Origin of the sequence: Paenibacillus sp. FSL L8-0641, from assembly GCF_038006265.1 — a bacterium.
GTDB lineage: Bacteria > Bacillota > Bacilli > Paenibacillales > Paenibacillaceae > Paenibacillus > Paenibacillus polymyxa_D.
The window spans coordinates 2134754-2156838 of the sequence record NZ_JBBOUW010000001.1; the positions used below are offsets into that span (position 1 = coordinate 2134754).

The window sequence follows — 22085 nt, forward strand, 5'->3', positions numbered from 1 at the left end:
AGTGATACATTTTGTGTATTATAGATACGAAATGTATCATTTGAGGCTGTTATGGAGGGATACGATGCCCGAAGCTAAGGGGAAAATGGAAGATGACAAGCTGCAATTTGTAGATACGCTAAGGGCGCTGGCTATTATTGGAGTTTTACTTGTGCATGTCAGCCAGCATGTGGACGGATTAAACGGTTGGTTGCAAAAAGGCTTGAGTATAGGAGCCAAAGGTGTCGCTTTATTTTATATGGCCAGCGCTTTTACGCTATTTTTGTCCTTAAGCAGACGTTCGGGTAACAAGAGTGAAAGAATTTCAGCTTACCTGATGCGTCGTTTTTTTCGGATTGCTCCTTTGTATTACGTGATGTTAGGAATCTATTTAGTTGTGAACGGGACAGGTCCACGATTTTGGCTTGGGGATCAGGAGGGAGTCACTGCCGCCAATATCGCAGCTCATGTCCTGTTTTTGAATGGTCTGAATCCGTACTGGATCAACAGCATTATCGGTGTGGAATGGTCCATTGCGGTGGAATGTATGTTTTATCTGTTTATCCCTCTATTATTTAAGCTGATCCGATCCGTCCGCCATGCGACGTGGTTTGTCGTGATGGCGCTTGTGGTAAGCTTGGGGCTAAATACGGTAAGTGTTCAATATCCATGGATTAGTGATCACTCTTTATGGGGGCACTATCTGTATTTATGGTTTCCGAATCAATTGCCTGTCTTTGGGCTAGGTATATTGTTGTTTTTCATTTGGAAAGACGAGCGGCATTGGAAAAGTATAGACCGGGTTAGTGGAGTTTTGCTGCTTGTTTCTGTGCTATTTTCATTTTTAGAAGGCATGACCGATGTTCTCATAGGTGTCGGGTTGCTGCTGGGAGCGTATGCTTTGTATCACTGGCAGCCGATATGGCTGCTTAATCGGGTATGGTCATGGATCGGCCGCCTTAGCTACAGCATGTATTTGACGCATATGCTGGCTCTGGGACTAGTCGTACAGGTTAAAATACCTTTTGCTCCCCTAGTCAGCCTCGCACTTATGTTTATCATGACGTTGCTAGTCACCATCGGACTATCTTGGTTTACCTACTCGTGGATTGAACAGCCCGGCATCCGTTGGGGGAAAAAGCTTATATCACGTATGAAGCCTGTGCGCAAGCAGGGAGATTCGGTCAAAGAAAGTGTTGCCTAAGCTACAACTTGAAGCAGCATCCGATAACATTTGGTTGAAGTGCTTGAATAAATCTATGAAATAATTGAAAAGACCTCTTGAAAAGTAGCTCCCAGCCCTTTATATTCGATGTACATCCAAGTTTTTGAATACACCGATGAGGTTTGTTGGAATTGTAAAGGAGATGCACGCATGCTTTTGAAGCCAATCGGCTTTTTGCTTTTCTCCACACTTGAGGGAGTCGCTGTTTTTGCGCTTATTTTGAGTGTTTTTAAAGTTAAAATGACCCCTTATCTATGGCAGGCCATTTTTGTTAACCTGATTATGAATATGCAAAGTTATATGCTTCGAGAGGAGTTTTCCCTTTCGTATTTGGTGCCTGTCGTAAATATGCTGCTTTTTATTTTTTTACTCGCTACGGTCGTGAAGATTCCGATTGTGTGGTCCGGTATTATGACGGTTACAGGTTATTTTGCATATGCCGTTGTTCAGTCGGTATTCTTAAAAGTCATGTTCGGCAATCTTCCGGTTTCTGAGCTGCAGGATGGGTCCTTGAAGGGCTATCAGCTACAAGTGGTAAGCGCGGCAGTAGGACTGCTTATTTCATTGATGTTGTCTCGAAAAGGGATCGGCTTTTCCCCTAATTTCAAGAAGCTTAAGTTCAAAGAGGAATATGGCATTGTCATCACGCTGATTATCCTGTCTCTCATTTCAACTTCTATTGTGCTCTACTATAACGAGGTATGGTTAAGTATGATATTTTTTGCACTGGTTTCGGGATTTTTCATCTATTATGCAATCGGAAAGGAATACCGGGATGATTGAAGCGATGGCTTTCAAACTTGCTAACCAGATCAAACGTACTGTGCCTGATCATCCGGCCTCTGTCGCGGTACTTAAATACGCACTTGCTCTCATTCTGAATGCGTCCCTGATCATTGTGTTGACACTATTCGCCTCATTCTTCACGGGGCGTATGGTAGAGGCTGTTACGATTCTCGTCGCTTTCGCCCTACTGCGCCAAATGTCAGGAGGCATTCATTTGAAAACGGGCATGACATGTGTGTTGGTGACCTCAGCAGCTTTTACTTACATATCCTGCATTGCCTTAAATAGTGGGTGGACAAACCTGTTTACCGGAATAGCTCTCATTTTCGTTTTATGTTTTGCCCCGTCCAGAATTGAAAAGCAGTCGCGCATTCCAGTACGGTTTTATCCCCTCTTGCGGCTGTTATCCTCCTTGCTTGTATGTACTAATTTTGTAATCGGTTCCTCTGTAGTGGCTGTTGCTTTTTTGGTCCAAAGCCTAACATTGATCCGGGGAAGGAGGTGAGTGGAATGATGAGAAAAATGGTATATGGGTTAGCCACATCGTTGTCTATGTTTGCTACATTTGCTGTATCAGTGGCGAGTTACGTGTATGTTTATCAAGGGGATACACCCGAGGAACTACTGAAATAAACAAAATGCCGAAATAGAAAAATGATACATAGAGCTGCTCTTAAGCAGCTCCTTTTTATGCAAAAAAAATCAGGCGCTCCATTTAAAGAGCGCCCGAATGGGAGAGGAGAAACCGGACGAAGAGCTTATGGGGAAACGTAAGTCTTCTCCGCGGTTGTCTACGACATTGGTTGAATGCCGATATCCTAAGGATGCCCAGGGAATGGTTTTTTATACCTGCCTCATCCTAAGTTTTTCAAACGGCGGTGCATGTGGTACGATAGCGTCATAATCTATGGTTATGAACACATATAGAAAATAGGTGAGTTTCAGCGTGAGAGTGGTATCGGGTAGTGCCAAAGGAAGGCGGTTAAAGGCAGTTCCCGGCACAGGGACGCGGCCAACCACGGATAAGGTCAAGGAAGCGCTATTTAGCATGATAGGTCCTTATTTTGATGGGGGAGTCGCACTTGATCTGTTTGCTGGCAGTGGTGGCCTGGGTATAGAGGCGCTTAGCAGGGGGATGGACAAGGCTGTTTTTATTGATATGGAATCCAAAAGCATTGATGTCATTAAAGAAAATTTGCGAAAAACTGGATTGGAAGGACAGGCTGAAGTGTTCCGCAATGATGCCGGACGAGCGCTCAAGGCGCTGGCAAAACGTGGAGCTCTTTTTGATGCTGTTTTTCTGGATCCGCCCTATCGTCTCAAACACGGAGATGAATTGATGAGCCGTATGGTTGAATTGAACTTGCTTCGTTCAGATGCAATCATCGTGCTGGAGTATGAATCGGGACATGAATATCCGGAAAGCTTCGGGCCGTTCGAACAGGTTAGAAAAGCAGTCTATGGGGAAACGGCGTTATCCATTTATCATTTTGCAGCCGATGCTTTATCGGATGTCGAAGAACATACAGAAGCCGGAGTGGTCAAGTTCGGCATCATCGAATCAGACGGGGAGGACCATCATGATTGAGCACAAACCACGTATTGCCGTATATCCGGGAACCTTTGATCCTGTGACAATGGGGCACCAGGATATTATTCAAAGAGCAGCCAGACAGTTTGATCTATTGATTGTCGCGGTTCTTAACAATATTAGTAAAAATCCGCTGTTTTCACTTGAGGAACGAATGGAGCTGCTGCGAACGGTAACTCGCGATATCCCGAACGTTGAAGTGGACAGCTTCCGTGATTTGACAGCTAATTATGTACGTCAAAAAGGGGCCCAAGTTATTGTCAGAGGAATCCGGTCGGTGACTGATTTTGAATATGAGCTGCAATTAGCCTCTACAAATCATAAGCTGAACCCGGATGCGGAAACGATCTTTATGATGACCAATCCGGCTTATTCATATCTGAGTTCCAGTATGGTGAAGGAAATTGCGCATTTTGATGGCAAGGTTGTAGATCTGGTGGCACCGGAGGTGGAAGACGCGCTGCGTGCAAAGGTCAACGCAAATCGCGGCGGCTCCACCATGAAGTCATAAAGGAAAAGGCCAGCAGGGTAACTATAATTGTACCCAGCAGCGCAATGGACAGTACGGTTAGTTGCCAGGGGTACATAGATGTTCCTTCTATTTGTGTTAGTAAGCTGCTGGCTTCGGCCATGACAGGATGCGTGCCGGATTCATTTACGCTTTCCGCAAAAGAAGACACAGAACTGCGACTGACGTAAGCGGGAATTGTATTGCTGACGATGCGGTTAAGCGGGACCCATGTCGCCAAGGTAAGTCCAAAAGCAATGATCCCATGGAGCACTCGTGACAAGGTGAAGGTGATACCCTTGTCGGAAGGTCTGGTGACGGCGGTAATTTGAAGCCAGCCGCACAGGCCGCCCCAGCCCAACACAGCACTGATCAGCGCTGCTTGTGTACGGAGATCGTAGGGCAGACGGCTGGTTTCATAGGAACCCAGATGGATTTCCATCCAAGCAGGCCATATGAAAGAAAGCGATCCTTGGCCTGTGTATATGGACAGCAGTCGAATCAGTACGGAAAAGAAAATAATGAATCCACCTGTCACCATCAGCGTCTGTACAGCATGGGATACGGTTTCGCCCAACAGTTTTCCGAAGCTGCGGCCGTCCCGTTCTCTGGCAGAACGGGTAGCTTCCCATGCGGATCGGATCAGGGAGGGAGAAGTACGGGAAACTGAGGTGCGCCGAAGGGCAGCTGGCGTTTCCCGTTTTTGCAATTCTTTGGACGATACAGGTAGTCTGGCGGTGATCCAGCCTGCCAGCAGCCCGGAAATCCAGTGAACGGCAAGTAACATCACGCCTACGGCAGCATTGTGCAGTAGCCCTGTCCCGATGACGAGCAGGATGGTAATCGGATTGCAGAAATGAGCGATGGCGGTTAGACGTCGAAGCTGAAGCGCGGTCATATCTTCCTGTTGTGACCATTGGCGTACTGCTTCCGCAGCAGCCGGGAATCCCGCGGTCAGGCCGAGGGCCAACACCCAGCCACTTCGTCCGGGTAGACGGAACCAGAATCGCATAAACGGCTCCAGCAGGACACCTAGTCCATGTACTAGACCAAAGGCGATGAGCATTTCGGACAGCATCAAAAAAGGTAGCATAGCTGGGAAAATAATACTCCACCATAGCTTAAGGCCTTGAGTAGAGGCTTGAAATACTTTTTCTGGTGAGGCGACAACAGCCAGTACAAGCAAAATGGCTCCGAGGCCAAGCAGTACGGTTGTCCAATAAGGAGCGGAATGGGCTTCCTTTTGCATCAAAAAATTCACCTCTCATAAATATGCTAAGGAGAGTCGGATGCTATCTCCAGCGTTTATTCACGTTCGTTGTCTTGGGATAGGTTGTTCGTATACGTTGTCGTAAATAATGTATGCTTTTTTGAAAGGCTTGAGAACAGGTGCACAGAGGCACTTGGATAAGATGGGAGAAGTTAGGCTGGAAGGGGGGAGAAGCAATGAAACGAATAAACCGGAAAAGAGCTTTTTTTACAACCGGTTATGTCTTAATGCTGGCTGCAATGGTCTATGTGCTGGTCTATATGCCAACCCCTTATCTGATCTACGGACCAGGTGGGGCAAATGAGATCAAACCGATGGTTAGAGTCCGGGAGGGTGACAGCATCGAACGGGGGGCCTTTATGATGACGACGGTATCGGCGCGTTATACCAATGTTATCATGTTGGGTCTGTCCAAGTTGGACCGCAATTCGGAGATTCAGCGCAAAGAGGATCGTCTGCATGGAAAAAGTGAAGACGAGTATGCGGCAGAACAGTTATGGTATATGGGGGATTCCCAATCTTCCGCGATGGAGGCTGCCTACACCCGTGCCCATGTCCCCTATCGCATTGTGCCGGATTACGTGTATGTATTTAAGGTCCCGGGATCGAGCAGCGTGTTTGACCCCGGGGATGAAATATTGGAGCTGAACGGCGTGAGGGTGACCGATAATCGTTCCATTCGGAAGGCTTTGGAGGACGAAAAACCGGGAATAATGGCTAAAGTGAAGCTAAAGCGCGATGGAAAGTTGCTGTCCGTGCAAGCTCCTTTAACGACCATTACGGACAGTGAGACGGGCAAGCAACGTTCCGGATTTGGCGTCAGTATTGCCACGGTACAGAAGGTAGAGCCGAAGGATGGACGTAAAACGATTCATTTTACATCTACGGATGTTGGCGGTCCTTCGGCAGGTTTGATGTTTACCATGGAAATCTATAACCAACTGACACCAGGTGATTTGAGTAAGGGATATCGTGTAGCCGGTACGGGTACCATTGATAAGGACGGTCAGGTTGGAGCGATTGGTGGTGCAAAGTATAAAATAGTTGCTGCTGACCGTCAGGGTGCGGATTTGTTTTTCGTCCCTGCGGATAATTATAAAGAGGCCAAGACCAAAGCTGAGCAAATTGGAACCCGGATGAAGCTTGTTCCGGTTCGCAAACTTGGCGATGCGCTGAATTATATGGAAAAGCTGCCCATCAAACCATAATGGGCGGTCGCAAGTAATCAGCATACATGTCGCGGATGGCGGGGCGTGGCATCCCGGCTGCATGTATGGCGGCTGCGGCTGTATCCCAGTCCAGATGAGGATGTGATCCGGCAGACAGCTTGACCCATACCGGAAGGGTGGCTGTCTGCTTCATACGTGCCAGCAGTTCGCGTCCAGCCCTGTTAAAGCCAAGCACGCGGATATAGCCCGGACCTTTCGCCAGCTCAGCCGGAGTCATATCGGCTTTGGCATGATTTAGCAAAATATGTGCACACATCCGCTGGAGCTTCGTACGAGTATAGCGCCTTGTCTTGATCGCGGCGAGCAGGGCCTCCACAGAGGGCTGGGGCAGCGTGTAAAGCGATTGTCGCAGACGATGCTCCAGCCCTTCGGTGACCTCGTGCAGCTCCGCCAGCTGCTGCGAGCTACGTGTGATCAGGGCGTTCAGCAGCGGCTGGCTGAACGCTTCCCAATGCAGCGGAGCGCGTTCGGCTTGCCACTCGCGCCGCAAAATCCCCAGTGTCGCCGCAGGTATGTATGGCGACGCGGCCTCCGGCCCGCCGTCCAGCAGCAGACGGCGAATGGCCGTGGCACTGGCGATGACTCCGTCCGCAGGGGCCACGGCTTCATGGTAGCCCGATCCCGTGCGGGCTACCGTGAAGGGCTTGATTGTGCTGCCCAGCCGTTCCAGCGCAATCAAGTAATGCAGCCCCAACGTATTGTTGGGCTGCTGCATGAGGGCGGCGAGCGCAGCGCCGTCCGCTCCTTCGGCCGCGAGTGCGGCTGCGGCTCCCGCGTAGGCAGCGGGATAGCTCGCGCCGCTGCTCAGGCGCTGCGCGATGCCGGCCTTGAGCTCGGCCGGCTCTGCCGCCAGCACGCGGGCCAGCGCGCGCAGCGGGGCGATGTCTCCGCTCTCGCTGCCGAAACAGAGCGCGTCTACGATACCCGTCGCATGGAGCAGGGCGACTGCTCCGCGGGCAAACCATTCTGCAGGCTGGACGGCATAGGCCACAGGCAGCTCCAGTACCAGGTCCACACCCATGGCAAGTGCCATTTCGGTGCGGGACCATTTGTCTATAATCGCGGGTTCACCTCGCTGAAGGAAAGGACCACTCATCACAGCCACTGTGCGCTGTGCACCAGTGATGCGAAGAGATTCCTCCCAGTGATGGACATGTCCGTTATGCAGGGGATTGTACTCTACAATCATACCGAGTGTTTTCAAGACCGTATGTCGGCTCCTTTCTTATAGTAGCTTATTGGATAACTATTTTGACAATAATGGTTAAGTACCCGTGAATGATTGTTTTCAGGGCAGCTATACTGATTTTTCAGCATCGGCATGAACAAGACCATTGAGACCTGGACGAAAAAGCTTTATACTCGCATTATTGTACACGAAGAGTGGCGGGGGTACGAATACTCATCAGTACATGTTTAGCACAATGCATTTTTGCTTCTGCATAAAACTTGTCGAACCATTGGAAAACCGGTGGATTTGTGAGTGGTGTAAAGTGAAAGGTGTTGACAAACGACTCGATCAGTCGGTATAATAATTTTTGTTTGTTTGGAGTGATAGTGATGCAACTATTTTTTCGCAAAGTAGCAACAAGTGACGGTCCTTTTCCTATCCGTGAATCTCTTAATGTGAGTGAATTGGTGGATGATCGTGCTGATGTTACGGCCGTTTCCCCGCTGGAGACCGACTTGGTCGCCGTTAGTCTGGGTCAAGGGTTGATGAGCGTGGAAGGCACGTTGACCGCAGGTCTGGACATGCTCTGCTCACGCTGTTTAAGCCCGATGCACGAGGATTTAAAGATTGAATTCCGTGAACGGTTCAAGCAAACCTCTTCGAGTGTTGAAGAGGAGGATGAAGATGGCGATTTTATCGCAGTGACGGAGGACTCCTTCGACATTGCACCGTATTGTGAAGAACTGTTTGTACTGCATGTGCCGTTTGCGCCTTTGTGCAGTGAGGATTGTCAGGGAATCGCACCAAAGACCGGACAAAACTGGAGTATTGGCTCCGATGACAGTAGCGATGGCGATACGGAAAAGATTGATCCGCGTCTGGCAGGGCTTAAGGATTTTTTTAAATGAGAATTGAGTTCAATTCTGAAAAATCATCATCCGCTTGTGCCGGAGAGTTACTGAACCGATGCGTGGATGTTGCAGGCTTGATTCACCGGCTGTAAGATAATTGCTTCTGGCATTTTCTTCAGTCTTGAATGAGATAAGAAGTCATACCCGTTATGCGGGGTTGATCTGGTTAAGGAGGTGGGAATAATGGCAGTACCTCAACGGAGAACATCCAAAACTCGTCGCGACAAACGTCGTACTCACTTTAAACTGGCAGTACCAGGTATGGTGAAATGCTCCGAATGCGGCGAATTGAAACTTGCTCACCATGTGTGCAAAGTTTGCGGAACGTACAAAGCTAGAGAGATCATCTCTCAATAATGTCCGATAAGCGGATTCTTTGGAATCTTCGCAGAAAAAGTAGCGCTTCACTTCAGTGAGGCGCTACTTTTTTTGTCTGCATGCTTCCTTTTTACGTCAGCATGCTATATACTGTTTTAGTACCAGGTTCTAAGAAAGAAGGGCCGAAGGGGTTCCTTTATACATACAAGAAGACAAATCGGCTTGAAGTTTCGCCGTTAGAAAGTGAAGTAAAGTAACCCGAACTGTCGTCTGAACGATGGTTTATTGTAGGGAAAGGAGGCGTCACTGACATCGAACGTTTGCCGAAGAGACAGAGACAGCAGCGGCTGACTCAATTAATTGATGATAATCCATTCGTAACGGATCAGGAATTGACAAGACAGCTGAAGGTGAGTATTCAGACTATTCGGCTGGACCGGATGGAGCTGGGAATCCCCGAATTGCGGGAACGGCTAAAGCTGATGGCTGAGCGCTCCTACGACCAGGTTCGTTCCTTGCCTTTGCATGAAGTGATCGGGGATATCGTTGATCTGCAGTTGGATCGAAGCGGTATTTCGATTTTTGAGATTAAAGAGGAACATGTTTTTTCGCGTACTGGCATTGCGCGGGGGCATTATGTATTTGCTCAGGCCAATTCATTGGCCGTTGCTGTGATTAATGATGAGATAGCATTGACTGCATCAGCGGATATACGCTTTGTCCGCCCGGTTCATTTAGGTGAGAAGTGCATTGCCAAGGCATATGTACGTTCAAATCCAGAACAAAAAGGGAAGGCTAAAGTGGAAGTTTTCGCCTACGTAGGAGAAGAAATGGTGTTCCAAGGCAACTTTGTCATTTATCGCTCCACGGAGGAAGAGTATAGCGAAGGAGGAAGTCAGCATGCGGATCGCCATTGATGCCATGGGGGGAGATAATGCTCCTGAGGCGACAGTAGAGGGCGCGCTATCTGCGGCGGCGGAATGGAAGGATACGGACATTACGCTGGTTGGTGACCGGGAACGAATTGAATCGGTTCTGAACGGTAGAGCGTTGCCGACGAACCTCAGCATTCGCCATGCATCCGAAACGATAGATGCGCAGGACGAGCCTGTAAAGGCAGTGCGCCGCAAAAAGGATGCTTCAATGGTCGTAGCTGGTCGAATGGTCAGAGAAGGCGAAGCGGATGCCATGATATCTGCAGGTAATACAGGCGCGCTAATGACCACGGGGTTGCTGGTGGTTGGAAGAATGGAGGGCATTGAACGTCCGGCTCTCGCGCCGATGATACCGACGATTGACGATCAGGGTATTCTGGCGCTTGACTTGGGAGCCAATATGGATGCCAAGCCTGAGCATCTTGCCCAGTATGCACTGATGGGGAGCTTGTATCGTCAGAAAGTTCACGGTGTGACTTCTCCAAGGGTGGGTCTGCTGAATGTGGGGACTGAAGCTGGGAAGGGCAATGAACTGACGAAGTTGGCATTTCCACTTATTGAGCAGTTACCTATCCATTTTGTGGGTAATGTTGAATCGAGAGATGTGTTAACTGGAAATTGCGATGTACTGGTGTGTGATGGATTTGCTGGAAATATCATGCTAAAATCACTAGAGGGTACAGCGGGGGCCATATTTTCTCTCTTAAAAGAGCAATTCACCAAATCCTTGAAGACCAAGCTTGCGGCAGCCTTGATTATGCCTGAGCTCCGCAGTCTGAAAGGTAAATTGGATTATAAAGAGCATGGCGGGGCTCCTTTGCTGGGTTTGAGTGGACTCGTCCTGAAAAGTCACGGTTCGTCTGACGGCGTTGCCGTCAAAAATGCGGTAAGGCAGGCTCGTACGGCCTTGCAAAACCGGTTGGTGGAAAGTATATCCAAGGAAATCAGCAGGAAGTGAGTGACGATATGAATAAATTACGGCCGGTTGGTGTTATCGGAACAGGGAAATACGTACCTGAGAAAATTCTGACCAATAAAGATTTGGAAGCAATCGTAGAAACAAGTGATGAATGGATTGTCAGCCGTACAGGGATTCAGGAGCGCCATATTGCAGCTCCAGAGCAGGCTACATCTGATTTAGCTTATGAAGCAGCAATTAAGGCGTTGGAGTCCGCGGGTATGACGGCACAGGATCTGGATTTAATTATTGTAGCTACGGTTACACCGGATATGGCGTTTCCGTCAACTGCCTGCATTCTTCAGGACAAACTGGGAGCCAAAGGCGCAGCGGCTTTCGATTTGTCTGCGGCATGCTCGGGTTTTGTATACGGACTGGCTACGGCAACGAGCTTCATTAAGACAGGTATTTATAATAATGCGTTAATCATTGGGGCAGACTGTCTTTCTCGGATTACAGATTATACCGACCGCAATACCTGTGTCCTATTCGGAGATGGTGCAGGAGCTGTAGTGATTGGCGAAGTGCCTGAAGGCAGAGGATTCCAATCCTTTGATCTCGGGGCTGAAGGCGCAGGTGGAACCTTGCTTAAGCTGGAAGCTGGTGGCTCGCGTTTGCCTGCGAGTGCAGACACACTGGAGAATAAACAGCACTATATTTACATGAACGGACGCGAAGTGTTCAAGTTCGCGGTTCGTGTTATGGGAACGGCAACGGTTGATGTGTTGGAAAAAGCAGGGCTGTCCAAAGATGATATTGATCTGTTCGTTCCGCATCAAGCCAATGTTCGCATCATCCAATCGGCGATGCAACGTCTGGATTTGCCAGAGGAAAAGGTAGTTGTTAATGTTCATAAATATGCGAATACATCCGCAGCATCAATCCCTCTCGCCCTAGTAGAAGCAGCTGAGGAAGGCCGCATGAAGGAAGGCGACCGTGTATTAATGGTGGGCTTTGGCGGTGGCTTGACCTGGGGAGCGTCGGTTCTTGTCTGGTAATAAGATGGAATTTTTGATATAATATTGAATTTGTGTAGTGTTTTACAGGACAAGCATTGGATATAGAGAGGTGCATACACGATGGGCAAAACGGCATTTATATTCCCCGGTCAGGGTTCACAAGCTGTAGGTATGGCTAAAGATGCTTATGAAGCAGTTCCAGCTGCAACAGAAGTATTTCGCCAAGCGGACGAACGGTTAGGGTTCGCACTAAGCACACTGGTTTTTGAAGGGCCAGACACAGCTTTGAAGCAAACATCCAATACGCAGCCTGCACTGTTAACGGCGAGCATTGCACTGTATGAAGCGTTCAAGGAAAAAATGGACATTCATCCCGATTATGTAGCTGGGCACAGTCTAGGAGAGTACAGCGCGCTAGTTGCTTCAGGTGTCCTTGCATTTGCGGATGCGGTTGAGACTGTTCGTGCACGTGGTCAGTTTATGGAACAGGCTATTCCTGATGGACAAGGCGGTATGGCTGCTGTGTTGGGAGCTGATCGTGAAGCATTGGCAGCATTGTGCCGTGATATTACGGAGTCTGGTCAACTGGTCGAACTAGCCAACATCAATTGTCCCGGACAGATTGTCGTATCTGGTACGAAGGAAGGCGTAGCTGCTGTCGCTGAACGTGTGAAGGAAGCAGGCGGCAAGCGTGCTATTACTCTGGAGGTTAGCGGTCCTTTCCACTCGTCATTGATGAAGGAAGCAGCGACCAAGCTCTCAGACAAGTTGGGGACTGTAACTTTCTCTGAAGCTCAGATTCCGGTGGTGGCTAATGTAACAGCTAAACCTGTACGTGAGGGGAATGAAATCCGCCAACTGTTGGTGGATCAGGTCTATTCTCCGGTACTGTGGGAAGACAGTGTAGCATGGCTACTGGAACAAGGTGTTGACACTTTTGTTGAGTTTGGACCGGGAAGTGTTTTGACTGGACTGGTTAAAAAAATCGACAAAACGGTTAAGCTGTATAATATAAGTAGCCTGGAGTCGATTGCTTCTGTAACGGAAGCCTTGGAGGCCCGTTAAAAGTATAATCATTGCCTTAACGGGTTATATACTTGCAAGGGAGGACTATGATGTCTAAGCCATTAAGTGGAAAAACGGCGCTCGTTACGGGAGCGTCGCGCGGAATTGGCCGTAGTATCGCGCTGGCGCTGGCTGATGCAGGCGCTAATGTGGCGGTAAACTATGCTGGCAGTGAAGCGGCTGCGACTGAGGTAGCTGAGCAGATTCGTGCCAAAGGTGTGGAGGCTATTACAGTTCAGGCTAATGTCGGTCGCGCTGACGAAGCAGATCAGTTGATCAAGGATGTGATTGGCGCTTGGGGCAAGATTGACATCCTGGTGAATAATGCCGGCATAACAAGAGATAATTTAATCATGCGCATGAAGGAAGAGGAATTCGATCAGGTGATCGAAACGAATCTGAAGGGTGTGTTTAATTGTCTTAAGGCGGCAACACGTCCAATGATGAAACAGCGTTCTGGCCGAATTATCAATATCTCCTCCGTGGTTGGTGTCCTTGGCAACGCAGGACAAGCCAACTACGTTGCTGCTAAAGCAGGGGTGATTGGTCTTACCAAATCCTCTGCTCGAGAGCTTGCATCGAGAGGTATTACAGTGAACTGTGTAGCTCCCGGATTCATCGATACTGAGATGACACAGGTACTGGCTGATGATTTGCGTGACAATATGCTTAGCGGTATTCCGCTGGCCCGTCTTGGACGGCCTGAGGAAATTGCTGACGTGGTGCTGTTCTTGGCCTCGGATGCTTCCTCATATATGACGGGCCAGACTTTGCATGTGGATGGCGGCATGTATATGTAGTAGCATGTTGCCAATCTGCATGCCCCGATGAAGAGTTGTCAAAGAAAACTCTCTTCTATGGCATTTTAATTGTAATTTTCGTATAATACCTAAGAGGAGGTGAGCCGGATGTCCGATGTATTGGAGCGCGTAAAACGCATTGTCGTTGACCGTTTGGGAGCCGACGAAGCCGAAGTTACACTTGAAGCATCTTTTAAAGATGATTTAGGCGCTGATTCTCTCGATGTAGTTGAATTGGTAATGGAATTGGAAGATGAGTTTGATATGGAAATCTCTGATGAAGATGCAGAGAAAATTACAACTGTAGGTGAAGTTGTGAAGTACATACAATCTCATACCTAATTCATGTCATCAAAAGTCCCGTTCTGTTACAGGCGGGACTTTCTCCTAATTATACAGATTGAACTAAAGGCGGAATTGCTGCGTGTTTTTGAGTTTGGTTCAGCTTAACTTAGTCAAAGGCTGAGAAGTATGCCGCATTACTAACTTTAGTTGATTCTATATTATTTTTACGCACAAAAGTGTGCGGTCTTAAAATACAATATGCAGTAGACATAGAGGTGATTATCTTTGAAACAACGTGTTGTCATAACAGGAATGGGTGTAATCACTTCGCTGGGACAGGATTTGAACACACTATGGGATAATCTGATGGCCGGAAAATCCGGCGTCAGTGAAATCGAAGCTTTCGATACAAGTGAGTACACTACGAAAATAGCCGCTTCCATTAAAGATTTTAATCCAGAGGATTATATTGAACGTAAGGATGCGCGTAAAATGGACCGCTTTGTGCAGTTTGCGGTTGCTGCTAGTAAATTGGCGCTTGAGGACAGCGGACTTGTAATCGGAGAAAATGCGGAAGCTGAGCGTGTTGGTGTATCTGTCGGTTCCGGTATTGGCGGATTGGGAACTTGGGAAGATCAGCACAACGCACTGATTGAAAAAGGACCTAAACGCGTAAGCCCTTTCTTCATCCCGATGATGATTGCTAATATGGGTTCCGGTCAAGTGTCGATTTCGCTCGGTGCTAAAGGCCCAAATACATCACCAGTTACGGCTTGTGCCACGGGCAGTCATGCTATTGGCGATTCCTTCCGCATGATTCAGCGCGGTGACGCAGACGCCATGATTTGCGGAGGAGCTGAGGCGACTATCCGTCCGATTGGTATGGCTGGATTTTGTTCCATGCGAGCGATGTCCACGCGTAACGACGAGCCTGAAAAGGCAAGCCGCCCTTTTGATACCGAAAGAGACGGGTTTGTTATGGGCGAAGGCTCTGGTGTTCTTATTCTGGAATCGTTGGATCATGCTTTGAAGCGTGGTGCGCGTATTTACGGTGAAGTGATTGGCTACGGTCTTTCTGGCGATGCTCATCATATGACAGAGCCTGATCCAGAGGGAGCAGCACGCTGCATTAGAATGGCGATCCGTGACGCTGGATTGAATCCTGAAGAGATTGATTATATCAATGCACATGGTACGTCTACGCCAGTCGGTGATAAATCCGAAACGGAAGCAGTTAAGAAAACGCTTGGAGATCATGCCTATAAGGTAGCGATCAGCTCAACTAAGTCGATGACAGGGCATTTATTGGGTGCAGCGGGCGGCGTTGAAGCCGTGATCTGTGGTCTCGCCCTTCAGCATCAGACGATTCCGCCAACGATTAATTTGGATAATCAAGACCCGGCATGCGATCTTGATTATGTACCTAATAAGCCGAGAAAAGCGGAACTGAATGTGGTTATGTCCAATTCCTTTGGTTTTGGCGGTCACAATGCTACGGTTATTCTAAAAAAATATGAAGCATAAGGGGTCAGTTCGTTGAGTGGAGACTTGAAGCAATTACAGCAGAAACTTCATATTCAATTCAACAATCGGCAGCTTCTGAAGCAGGCCTTTACGCACGCTTCCTACGTAAACGAACATCGGTTCAGTCAGCATGCAGACAATGAGCGTCTTGAATTTTTAGGTGACGCTGTTCTGGAATTGACGGTGTCCGAGCAATTGTACAATCAGTACCCTAACCGACCCGAAGGCGAACTCACCAAGCTGCGTGCAGCTATTGTCTGTGAGCCTTCTCTGGTGAAGTTTGCTGTCGGGCTTGAGTTCGGGCAATATGTGCTGCTTGGAAAAGGTGAAGAGTTGACAGGTGGACGTACTCGTCCGGCTCTGTTGGCTGATGTATTCGAAGCGTTCGTAGGTGCGCTTTATTTGGATCAGGGTCTGGAGGCCGTCCGTTCGTTTCTGGAACATTATATTTTTCCTCAAATTGTATTAAATGGTAAACTTCAGATGAGTGATTTCAAAACAGAGCTTCAGGAACTGACACAGCATCATAACATGGGGATGCTTGAATACAAGATTGTAGAGGAGCGCGGACCAGCCCATGAGCGCGAGTTTGTAGCCGAGGTATATATGGACAGCGAACGGCTAGGGGCAGGTACGGGGCGCTCCAAAAAAGAAGCAGAGCAGCAAGCGGCGGCAGTAGCTTTAAACCGTTTGAAGCTGGCAGAATCGTAATCGGTACCTGAGCAGCCCGGACGGGTTACGCAAGCAGGGGGCACAAAGTAAGAGCAAAGGGCAGTCCGCGGGGAGTCCCGGCCCGTAATGGCGAATGGACTGCGTTTTGCTCTTTTTTCGTGGCTTGCTGGTGTAATGTGAGTGTTGGTACTGTGCTTTAAACAAGCTAGTTTATGCTACAATAGGGATAATTCATATCAATCAGGTAAACGGTGTTGTACAAGCATATTTGAAATGTTAGAGGTGAGATTGAGCATGTTTTTAAAGCGCATTGAGCTGGCGGGCTTCAAATCGTTTGCAGATAAAACGGAAATGGAATTTGTCCGCGGCATTACGGCAGTCGTCGGACCCAACGGAAGCGGAAAAAGTAATATTTCCGACGGGATTCGTTGGGTGCTGGGCGAACAGAGTGCCAAATCACTGCGTGGCGGCAAAATGGAGGACATTATTTTTGCAGGTAGTGATGCTCGTAAGGCTGTTAATTACGGTGAAGTATCGCTTACGTTGGATAATGAAGATCAGGCGTTGCCTCTGGATTTTGGTGAAGTTACGGTAACGCGACGTGTACATCGAAGTGGGGATAGTGAATATTTCATTAATCGGCAATCATGCAGACTCCGAGATATTACAGAGCTGTTTATGGATACAGGGATTGGTAAAGAAGCTTATTCCATTATTGGGCAGGGACGCATTGAAGAAATCCTAAGTACTCGATCTGAGGATCGTCGAGGTATTTTTGAGGAAGCCTCGGGTATCGTAAAATATAAATCCCGTAAAAAAGATGCGGTTCGCAAGCTGGATGAGACGGAGCAAAATTTGCTGCGTATTCACGATTTAGTTAGTGAACTGGAGGATCAGATTGGACCGCTTAAGGAGCAGTCTGAAAAGGCGATTCATTTTAAAGAGCTACGCGGTGAATTGAAATCAAAAGAAATCTCTATGTACGTCCATCAAATTGAACAAATTCATACTTCGTGGAGCGATGCGACTTCCAAATTAGCTTTGCTGCAGCAGGAGCAACTTCAGTTGTCCACGGTGGTATCCCGCCATGATGCGATGCTGGAAAGCGACCGCAACGAATTACGCCAGCTGGAAGAGCAAGTAGAACAGTTGCAAAGGGATCTGCTGCAATACAGTGAAGCGACGGAGAAAAGTGAAGGCTACGGCGAATTGCTCAAAGAGCGCACACGCAATCTGGCGGCTAATCGGGAACAACTGATCTTATCACTTAGTACAAGCGAATCACGGCATTCCGAGCGCAAGAGTGAACTGGATCAGCTGAACGAAAAGCTGTCTGCACTGAATGTAGAGCTTGACGAGTTGCGTGCGCGGCTGTCTGACGAAGAGGCCAAACTGATTGGAGTTACAGGCGGAATCAGCCAGGAGCAGGAAGAAAGTCTAAAGGGTGGTCTGCTGGAGCTGATGAATCAGATGGCGCAGGCGCGTAACGAAATCCGTTATACAGACCAACAGAAGGAAGCATTGGAACGGCGTGTGACTCGCGTAAGTGACGAATCCGGCAAATGGGAAGCCCAGAAAGTACAACTTGAACAGCGCAAAAAGGGATTGGAAGCTGCGGTTCAGAAGCTGGGGCAGGAAATCAGTAGTTTGCGTAGTGGCTATATTCAGGGAAGTGAAAAGTACCAGGCCCTGCAAAAACTTTTGGAAGAAAACCAGGGTACAGTTCGTAAATGGGAACAAAAACGTGAGGCTCAAATTTCACGGCGAGATACAATGAAGGAAATGCAGGATGACTTTGACGGCTTCATGCTTGGAGTTAAAGAGGTATTGAAGGCTGCACGAAAAGAAACCTTGCACGGTGTGCATGGAGCGGTAGCAGAGCTGATTCGGGTGCCTGAGCATTTAGAGCAGGCAATGGAAACTGCTTTGGGTGCTTCAGTTCAGCATATCGTGATGGAAAATGAATCCGTATCCAGACAGGCAATCAGTTTTCTAAAGCAACGTCAACTGGGCAGAGCGACATTTTTGCCTATGGATGTTATCCGCCCGCGTCAAATCGGCGCAGGGGAACGCCAAATTGCAGAAGGAGCTGAGGGCTTTGTCGGGATCGGTGCTGATCTTGTTCAGTACGATGATCGATATGCTGGAATTGTAGGCAGTTTGTTGGGGAATGTGGTCATTGCCCGTACATTGGAAGATGCAAACCGTATTGCGGCCCGTTGCCAATATAGATACCGCGTTGTCACTTTGGAAGGCGATGTTGTCAATGCAGGGGGTTCCATGACTGGGGGAAGCCAGTTCAAGAAAAATGCTAATCTGCTTGGACGCAAACGTCAGTTGGATCAGTTGGATCAAGACATTGTAGATACGGAGCAGCAAATTGCAAGGTTGCGCCAGAGTGCAATAGATACCAAACGCCAGTTGGAAGAGACACAGATCCGTCTGGACGAGCTACGTCAGGGCGGTGATGTGAAGCGTGGTGAAGAGCAGCAGATGGCTATGGAGCTCAAACAACTGGAGCATGAACTTCGTCATGTTCTGGAACAGGTCGCTGCGTCTGGTCAGGAGAAAAAGGGCTTTGATCAGGAAATCAAGGAGCTGGAAACTTCCCGGGAAGAAGCGTTGGTAAAGTTAGCTGCGCTGGAGGAAGAAGAAAAGAAAACGCATCAGGCCATTCACGCTGCTGAATTCGCCCGTAAAGCCAACGAATCTGCCAAAGAGCAGTTGCAGGGAGAGCTCACGAATCTCAAAGTAAGAGAAGGAAAGCTGGACCAGGAACGCTTTTCATTGGAAGAGCAGTTGCGCAGATTGCGTGGGGATTATGATACTCTTGGTAAGGATTCGAGACAAAACAAGACCTTACTAGCTTCCATTGAAGCAGATTTGCTGACCAATGAGCAGGAGACTGTGAAACAGATTGAAAATCTCAATCAATACCGTTTGAAAAAAGAAGAAGCTGCACAACAACTGGAATTCAAGCGGGCTGCACGCAGTAGCTTGTCCAAAAAGCTTGAAGTGGCTGAGAACGACACGAAAGAACAGCGAATTCAGCTCAAGTCAGTGGAGGAGTTGCTTCGTCAAACGGAAATTGGAGTAAATCGGCTTGATGTGGAGCTGGAAAACGTACTGAAAAAATTAAGTGATGATTATGAACTCAGCTATGAGTTAGCCAAGCAGCGTTACCCTATACCGGAAGATATTGAAGGCACGCAGAGCGAGGTAGAAAGGCTCAAACGTGGTATTTCCGCGTTGGGTGAGGTGAACCTGGGCGCCATTGATGAATACCAGCGTGTGCATGAGCGTTATACGTTTCTTGATGAGCAAAAGTCTGATTTGGTGGAGGCCAAGACAACACTTTATCAGGTTATTCGTGAAATGGATGAAGAAATGTCCAAACGCTTTAAGACTACGTTCGATGCTATTCGGCGCGAATTTGGAACGGTATTCTCCAAGCTGTTCGGAGGCGGACGTGCTGATCTCGTGTTACTTGACCCGGAACGCTTATTGGAGACGGGAATTGACATCGTAGCTCAGCCACCGGGCAAAAAACTGCAAAACTTGCAGCTACTGTCGGGCGGTGAGCGTGCGTTAACAGCGATGGCGTTACTATTTGCCATTTTACACGTTAAACCTGTTCCATTCTGTGTACTCGATGAAGTAGAGGCTGCATTGGACGAAGCAAACGTGGTGCGTTTTGCCCAGTATTTACGAGAATTCTCGGAGCAGACACAGTTCATTGTAGTCACACACCGCAAGGGCACAATGGAAGAATCTGATGTGCTGTACGGGGTTACGATGGAGGAAGGCGGGGTTTCCAAACTCGTATCTGTCAAGCTGGACAACGATGAAGCTGAGATTGCCTGACATTAAACAACATACTTTCAGACCAACGGAGGGAATCCATGAGTTTCTTTAGGAAATTGAAGGAAAGCATTGCAAACAAAACTGAATCGGTCACAAAACAGTTCAAAGATGGTTTGGAAAAAACGCGTAAAGGTTTTGTTGAAAAAGTAACGGACTTGATGATTCGCCGTAAAAAGATTGATGAGGAATTTTATGAGGAACTGGAAGAAATTCTGATCGGAGCGGACGTAGGCGTCAACACGGTTATGAACCTCATTGAAGACCTGCGAGAAGAAGTGAAAAAGCGCAAAATTGAGGATGCATCCGAATTACAGCCTGTATTGTCGGAAAAGCTGTCCGAGTTGCTGCGGGGGAATGACAACAGTCAGCTCAAAATGAGTCCTGACGGAATTACAGTCATTCTATTCGTGGGAGTCAATGGCGTCGGCAAAACGACAACCATTGGCAAGTTAGCTCATCGTTTTAAACAAGAGGGGAAAAAAGTATTATTGGCTGCCGGAGATACGTTCCGGGCGGGTGCGATCGAACAGTTGGAGGTATGGGGCGAGCGGGCAGGTGTAGAGGTTATTAAGCAGCAATCCGGTTCCGATCCGGCTGCAGTTATGTTTGATGCCGTACAGGCTGCCAAGCAGCGACAAGTGGATGTTTTGTTGTGTGATACCGCAGGACGTCTTCAGAATAAAAGCAATCTGATGGAGGAACTGAACAAAATTTTCCGTGTGATTCAACGCGAAATTCCAGATGCTCCTCATGAAGTGTTGTTGGTACTTGATGCGACGACTGGACAAAATGCACTTAACCAAGCCAAGCTGTTTGGTGAGAAAAGCGGTGTAACCGGGCTGGTACTAACGAAGTTGGATGGTACAGCGAAGGGCGGGATTGTTGTGGCCATCCGTCAGGAGCTGAATTTGCCTGTTAAGCTGGTGGGCTTAGGTGAAAAAGTGAATGATCTTCAACCGTTTGATTCCGAGCAATTCGTTCATGCGTTGTTCGCGGGGTTGATTCAGGAAGAGACGGTCGAAGCAACTGCTACAGGCGAGGAAGAACAGAACTGATACGTTTAAAGTGGGCTTTCATGCTACGTTTGGGATAACTAAGTAGCCATCCTGTTGCTGTTCAAGTTTGCCCAGATGTATAATGAAAGCAAGAGGTCTGTCGATGTCGTATATGTAATGTATCTTGTATGTAAAATATAAATCAGGAAGCCGGGTGAAAAACCGATGGCAAACACCTATACCTACTCCCGACGGGAAGAAGTAGCCAACGCCATTACACATGGAATTGGAGCCGTTTTAAGCGTGGCAGCGCTTGTGTTGCTTATTGTTTTTGCTAGCATGAAAGGAACCACTTGGCATGTCGTCAGCTTTACGATTTACGGGATTACGATGCTGTTGTTGTACACCAATTCAACGTTGCTTCATAGCCTGCGTGAAGGAAAAATGAAGGATTTGTTCGAAATATTCGATCATTCTTGCATTTACCTGTTTATTGCAGGTAGCTACACCCCGTTTATGCTCGTTGCACTGCGAGGTACTCTGGGATGGACACTGTTTGGAGTGATTTGGGGGATTGCACTGTTCGGTGTGTTGTTCAAGGCGTTCTTCACCAAGCGCTTCCTGTTTATGTCTACCGTGTTTTACATTGTGATGGGCTGGCTCATCACCATTGCCTGGAATCCTCTGGTTGCGACTGTTCCCGCCGGAGGGATGACGTTATTGTTCGTAGGTGGCCTTATGTATACGTTGGGCACGATTTTCTATGTGTGGCGGGCATTTCCATATCACCATGCGATCTGGCATCTGTTTGTTCTGGCAGGCAGCATACTTCATTTTCTGGCTGTTCTGCTGTATCTTACTCCGGTAAGGGTTTAAGTAACAATGGGTAAAAAGTCGATCCGTACTTCCGTTTAAGGACAGTGGATCGGCTTTTTTTTGTATGACAAGGGATAACGCTTGACATCTTCTTTTCTTTTAGGTATCATAAGGAACGTTGAAAAGAACTGTAAAGTGTTTTTCCTTGACGATGGAGGTATACA

The 22085-nt window shown here is 48.0% G+C and carries 22 protein-coding genes; 20 read left to right on the top strand and 2 right to left on the bottom strand.

From position 1 onward, the window contains the following. The first annotated feature begins 64 nt into the window (after positions 1 to 64). The 6 genes from MKY16_RS09705 to coaD all read left to right on the top strand — a co-directional run bounded on the left by MKY16_RS09705 (position 65) and on the right by coaD (position 4092). Positions 65 to 1183, top strand: a complete 1119-nt coding sequence (locus MKY16_RS09705) for an acyltransferase family protein (protein WP_340955184.1) — start codon at positions 65 to 67, stop codon at positions 1181 to 1183. Between the two features lie 171 nt (positions 1184 to 1354). Then, complete coding sequence (locus MKY16_RS09710) at positions 1355 to 1987, top strand: hypothetical protein (RefSeq protein ID WP_209948015.1); 633 nt, start codon at positions 1355 to 1357, stop codon at positions 1985 to 1987. Beyond that, positions 1980 to 2495, top strand: a complete 516-nt coding sequence (locus tag MKY16_RS09715) for an accessory gene regulator ArgB-like protein (protein WP_340955186.1) — start codon at positions 1980 to 1982, stop codon at positions 2493 to 2495. The genes MKY16_RS09710 and MKY16_RS09715 overlap by 8 nt, the downstream gene beginning before the upstream one ends. A 5-nt stretch (positions 2496 to 2500) precedes the next feature. Further along, entirely contained in the window at positions 2501 to 2623 is a 123-nt protein-coding gene (locus MKY16_RS09720; protein WP_023988155.1) for a cyclic lactone autoinducer peptide, read from the top strand. A 313-nt stretch (positions 2624 to 2936) separates the two neighbouring features. After that, positions 2937 to 3578 carry a 16S rRNA (guanine(966)-N(2))-methyltransferase RsmD gene (gene rsmD, locus MKY16_RS09725; protein ID WP_340955187.1) on the top strand — a complete coding sequence of 214 codons (642 nt, stop codon included), beginning with the start codon at positions 2937 to 2939 and terminating at the stop codon, positions 3576 to 3578. Then, positions 3571 to 4092, top strand: a complete 522-nt coding sequence (gene coaD, locus MKY16_RS09730; protein WP_013309846.1) for a pantetheine-phosphate adenylyltransferase — start codon at positions 3571 to 3573, stop codon at positions 4090 to 4092. Before rsmD ends, coaD begins: the two co-directional genes overlap by 8 nt. Here coaD and MKY16_RS09735 read toward each other — a convergent pair. After that, the gene (locus MKY16_RS09735) at positions 4055 to 5338 is read right to left on the bottom strand and encodes a nucleoside recognition domain-containing protein (RefSeq protein WP_069011387.1); all 1284 of its coding nucleotides are present in this window, start codon (positions 5336 to 5338) and stop codon (positions 4055 to 4057) included. The two genes, coaD and MKY16_RS09735, sit on opposite strands and share 38 nt — an antisense overlap. Before the next feature lie 197 nt (positions 5339 to 5535). Between MKY16_RS09735 and MKY16_RS09740 the strand changes: the two genes are divergently transcribed. Continuing rightward, positions 5536 to 6567 carry a YlbL family protein gene (locus MKY16_RS09740; protein WP_340955189.1) on the top strand — a complete coding sequence of 344 codons (1032 nt, stop codon included), beginning with the start codon at positions 5536 to 5538 and terminating at the stop codon, positions 6565 to 6567. Here MKY16_RS09740 and MKY16_RS09745 read toward each other — a convergent pair. Then, a complete protein-coding gene (locus MKY16_RS09745; RefSeq protein ID WP_340955191.1) occupies positions 6557 to 7792 on the bottom strand; it encodes a nucleotidyltransferase in 1236 nt (411 codons plus the stop codon). The two genes, MKY16_RS09740 and MKY16_RS09745, sit on opposite strands and share 11 nt — an antisense overlap. A gap of 356 nt (positions 7793 to 8148) precedes the next feature. Here MKY16_RS09745 and MKY16_RS09750 point away from each other — a divergent pair, with 356 nt between their 5' ends. The 13 genes from MKY16_RS09750 to trhA all read left to right on the top strand — a co-directional run bounded on the left by MKY16_RS09750 (position 8149) and on the right by trhA (position 21921). After that, positions 8149 to 8667, top strand: a complete 519-nt coding sequence (locus tag MKY16_RS09750) for a YceD family protein (RefSeq protein WP_029515015.1) — start codon at positions 8149 to 8151, stop codon at positions 8665 to 8667. Between the two features lie 186 nt (positions 8668 to 8853). Then, the gene (rpmF, locus tag MKY16_RS09755) at positions 8854 to 9027 is read left to right on the top strand and encodes a 50S ribosomal protein L32 (RefSeq protein ID WP_007429979.1); all 174 of its coding nucleotides are present in this window, start codon (positions 8854 to 8856) and stop codon (positions 9025 to 9027) included. Between the two features lie 281 nt (positions 9028 to 9308). Further along, positions 9309 to 9905, top strand: coding sequence for a transcription factor FapR (fapR, locus tag MKY16_RS09760; RefSeq protein WP_039274761.1), 597 nt, complete (start codon positions 9309 to 9311; stop codon positions 9903 to 9905). Then, positions 9889 to 10881, top strand: a complete 993-nt coding sequence (plsX, locus tag MKY16_RS09765; RefSeq protein WP_340955193.1) for a phosphate acyltransferase PlsX — start codon at positions 9889 to 9891, stop codon at positions 10879 to 10881. The genes fapR and plsX overlap by 17 nt, the downstream gene beginning before the upstream one ends. A gap of 8 nt (positions 10882 to 10889) precedes the next feature. Beyond that, positions 10890 to 11879 carry a beta-ketoacyl-ACP synthase III gene (locus MKY16_RS09770; protein ID WP_029515009.1) on the top strand — a complete coding sequence of 330 codons (990 nt, stop codon included), beginning with the start codon at positions 10890 to 10892 and terminating at the stop codon, positions 11877 to 11879. Positions 11880 to 11960: 81 nt separating this feature from the next. Beyond that, complete coding sequence (fabD, locus tag MKY16_RS09775) at positions 11961 to 12905, top strand: ACP S-malonyltransferase (protein ID WP_029515007.1); 945 nt, start codon at positions 11961 to 11963, stop codon at positions 12903 to 12905. A gap of 50 nt (positions 12906 to 12955) precedes the next feature. Further along, positions 12956 to 13705 carry a 3-oxoacyl-[acyl-carrier-protein] reductase gene (gene fabG / locus MKY16_RS09780; protein WP_039274753.1) on the top strand — a complete coding sequence of 250 codons (750 nt, stop codon included), beginning with the start codon at positions 12956 to 12958 and terminating at the stop codon, positions 13703 to 13705. A gap of 108 nt (positions 13706 to 13813) precedes the next feature. Then, positions 13814 to 14047, top strand: a complete 234-nt coding sequence (locus MKY16_RS09785) for an acyl carrier protein (RefSeq protein ID WP_007429985.1) — start codon at positions 13814 to 13816, stop codon at positions 14045 to 14047. Between the two features lie 228 nt (positions 14048 to 14275). Next, positions 14276 to 15514, top strand: coding sequence for a beta-ketoacyl-ACP synthase II (fabF, locus tag MKY16_RS09790; RefSeq protein ID WP_029515005.1), 1239 nt, complete (start codon positions 14276 to 14278; stop codon positions 15512 to 15514). Positions 15515 to 15526: 12 nt separating this feature from the next. Continuing rightward, the gene (gene rnc / locus MKY16_RS09795; protein ID WP_029515003.1) at positions 15527 to 16225 is read left to right on the top strand and encodes a ribonuclease III; all 699 of its coding nucleotides are present in this window, start codon (positions 15527 to 15529) and stop codon (positions 16223 to 16225) included. A 255-nt stretch (positions 16226 to 16480) separates the two neighbouring features. Further along, the gene (gene smc / locus MKY16_RS09800; RefSeq protein ID WP_340885080.1) at positions 16481 to 20050 is read left to right on the top strand and encodes a chromosome segregation protein SMC; all 3570 of its coding nucleotides are present in this window, start codon (positions 16481 to 16483) and stop codon (positions 20048 to 20050) included. A 38-nt stretch (positions 20051 to 20088) separates the two neighbouring features. Continuing rightward, on the top strand, positions 20089 to 21105 hold the full coding sequence (ftsY, locus tag MKY16_RS09805; RefSeq protein WP_025721714.1) for a signal recognition particle-docking protein FtsY: 1017 nt from the start codon (positions 20089 to 20091) through the stop codon (positions 21103 to 21105). Positions 21106 to 21270: 165 nt separating this feature from the next. Continuing rightward, positions 21271 to 21921: a PAQR family membrane homeostasis protein TrhA gene (gene trhA, locus MKY16_RS09810; RefSeq protein WP_025721713.1), complete on the top strand. Its 651-nt coding sequence runs from the start codon at positions 21271 to 21273 to the stop codon at positions 21919 to 21921. Positions 21922 to 22085 lie beyond the last annotated feature (164 nt).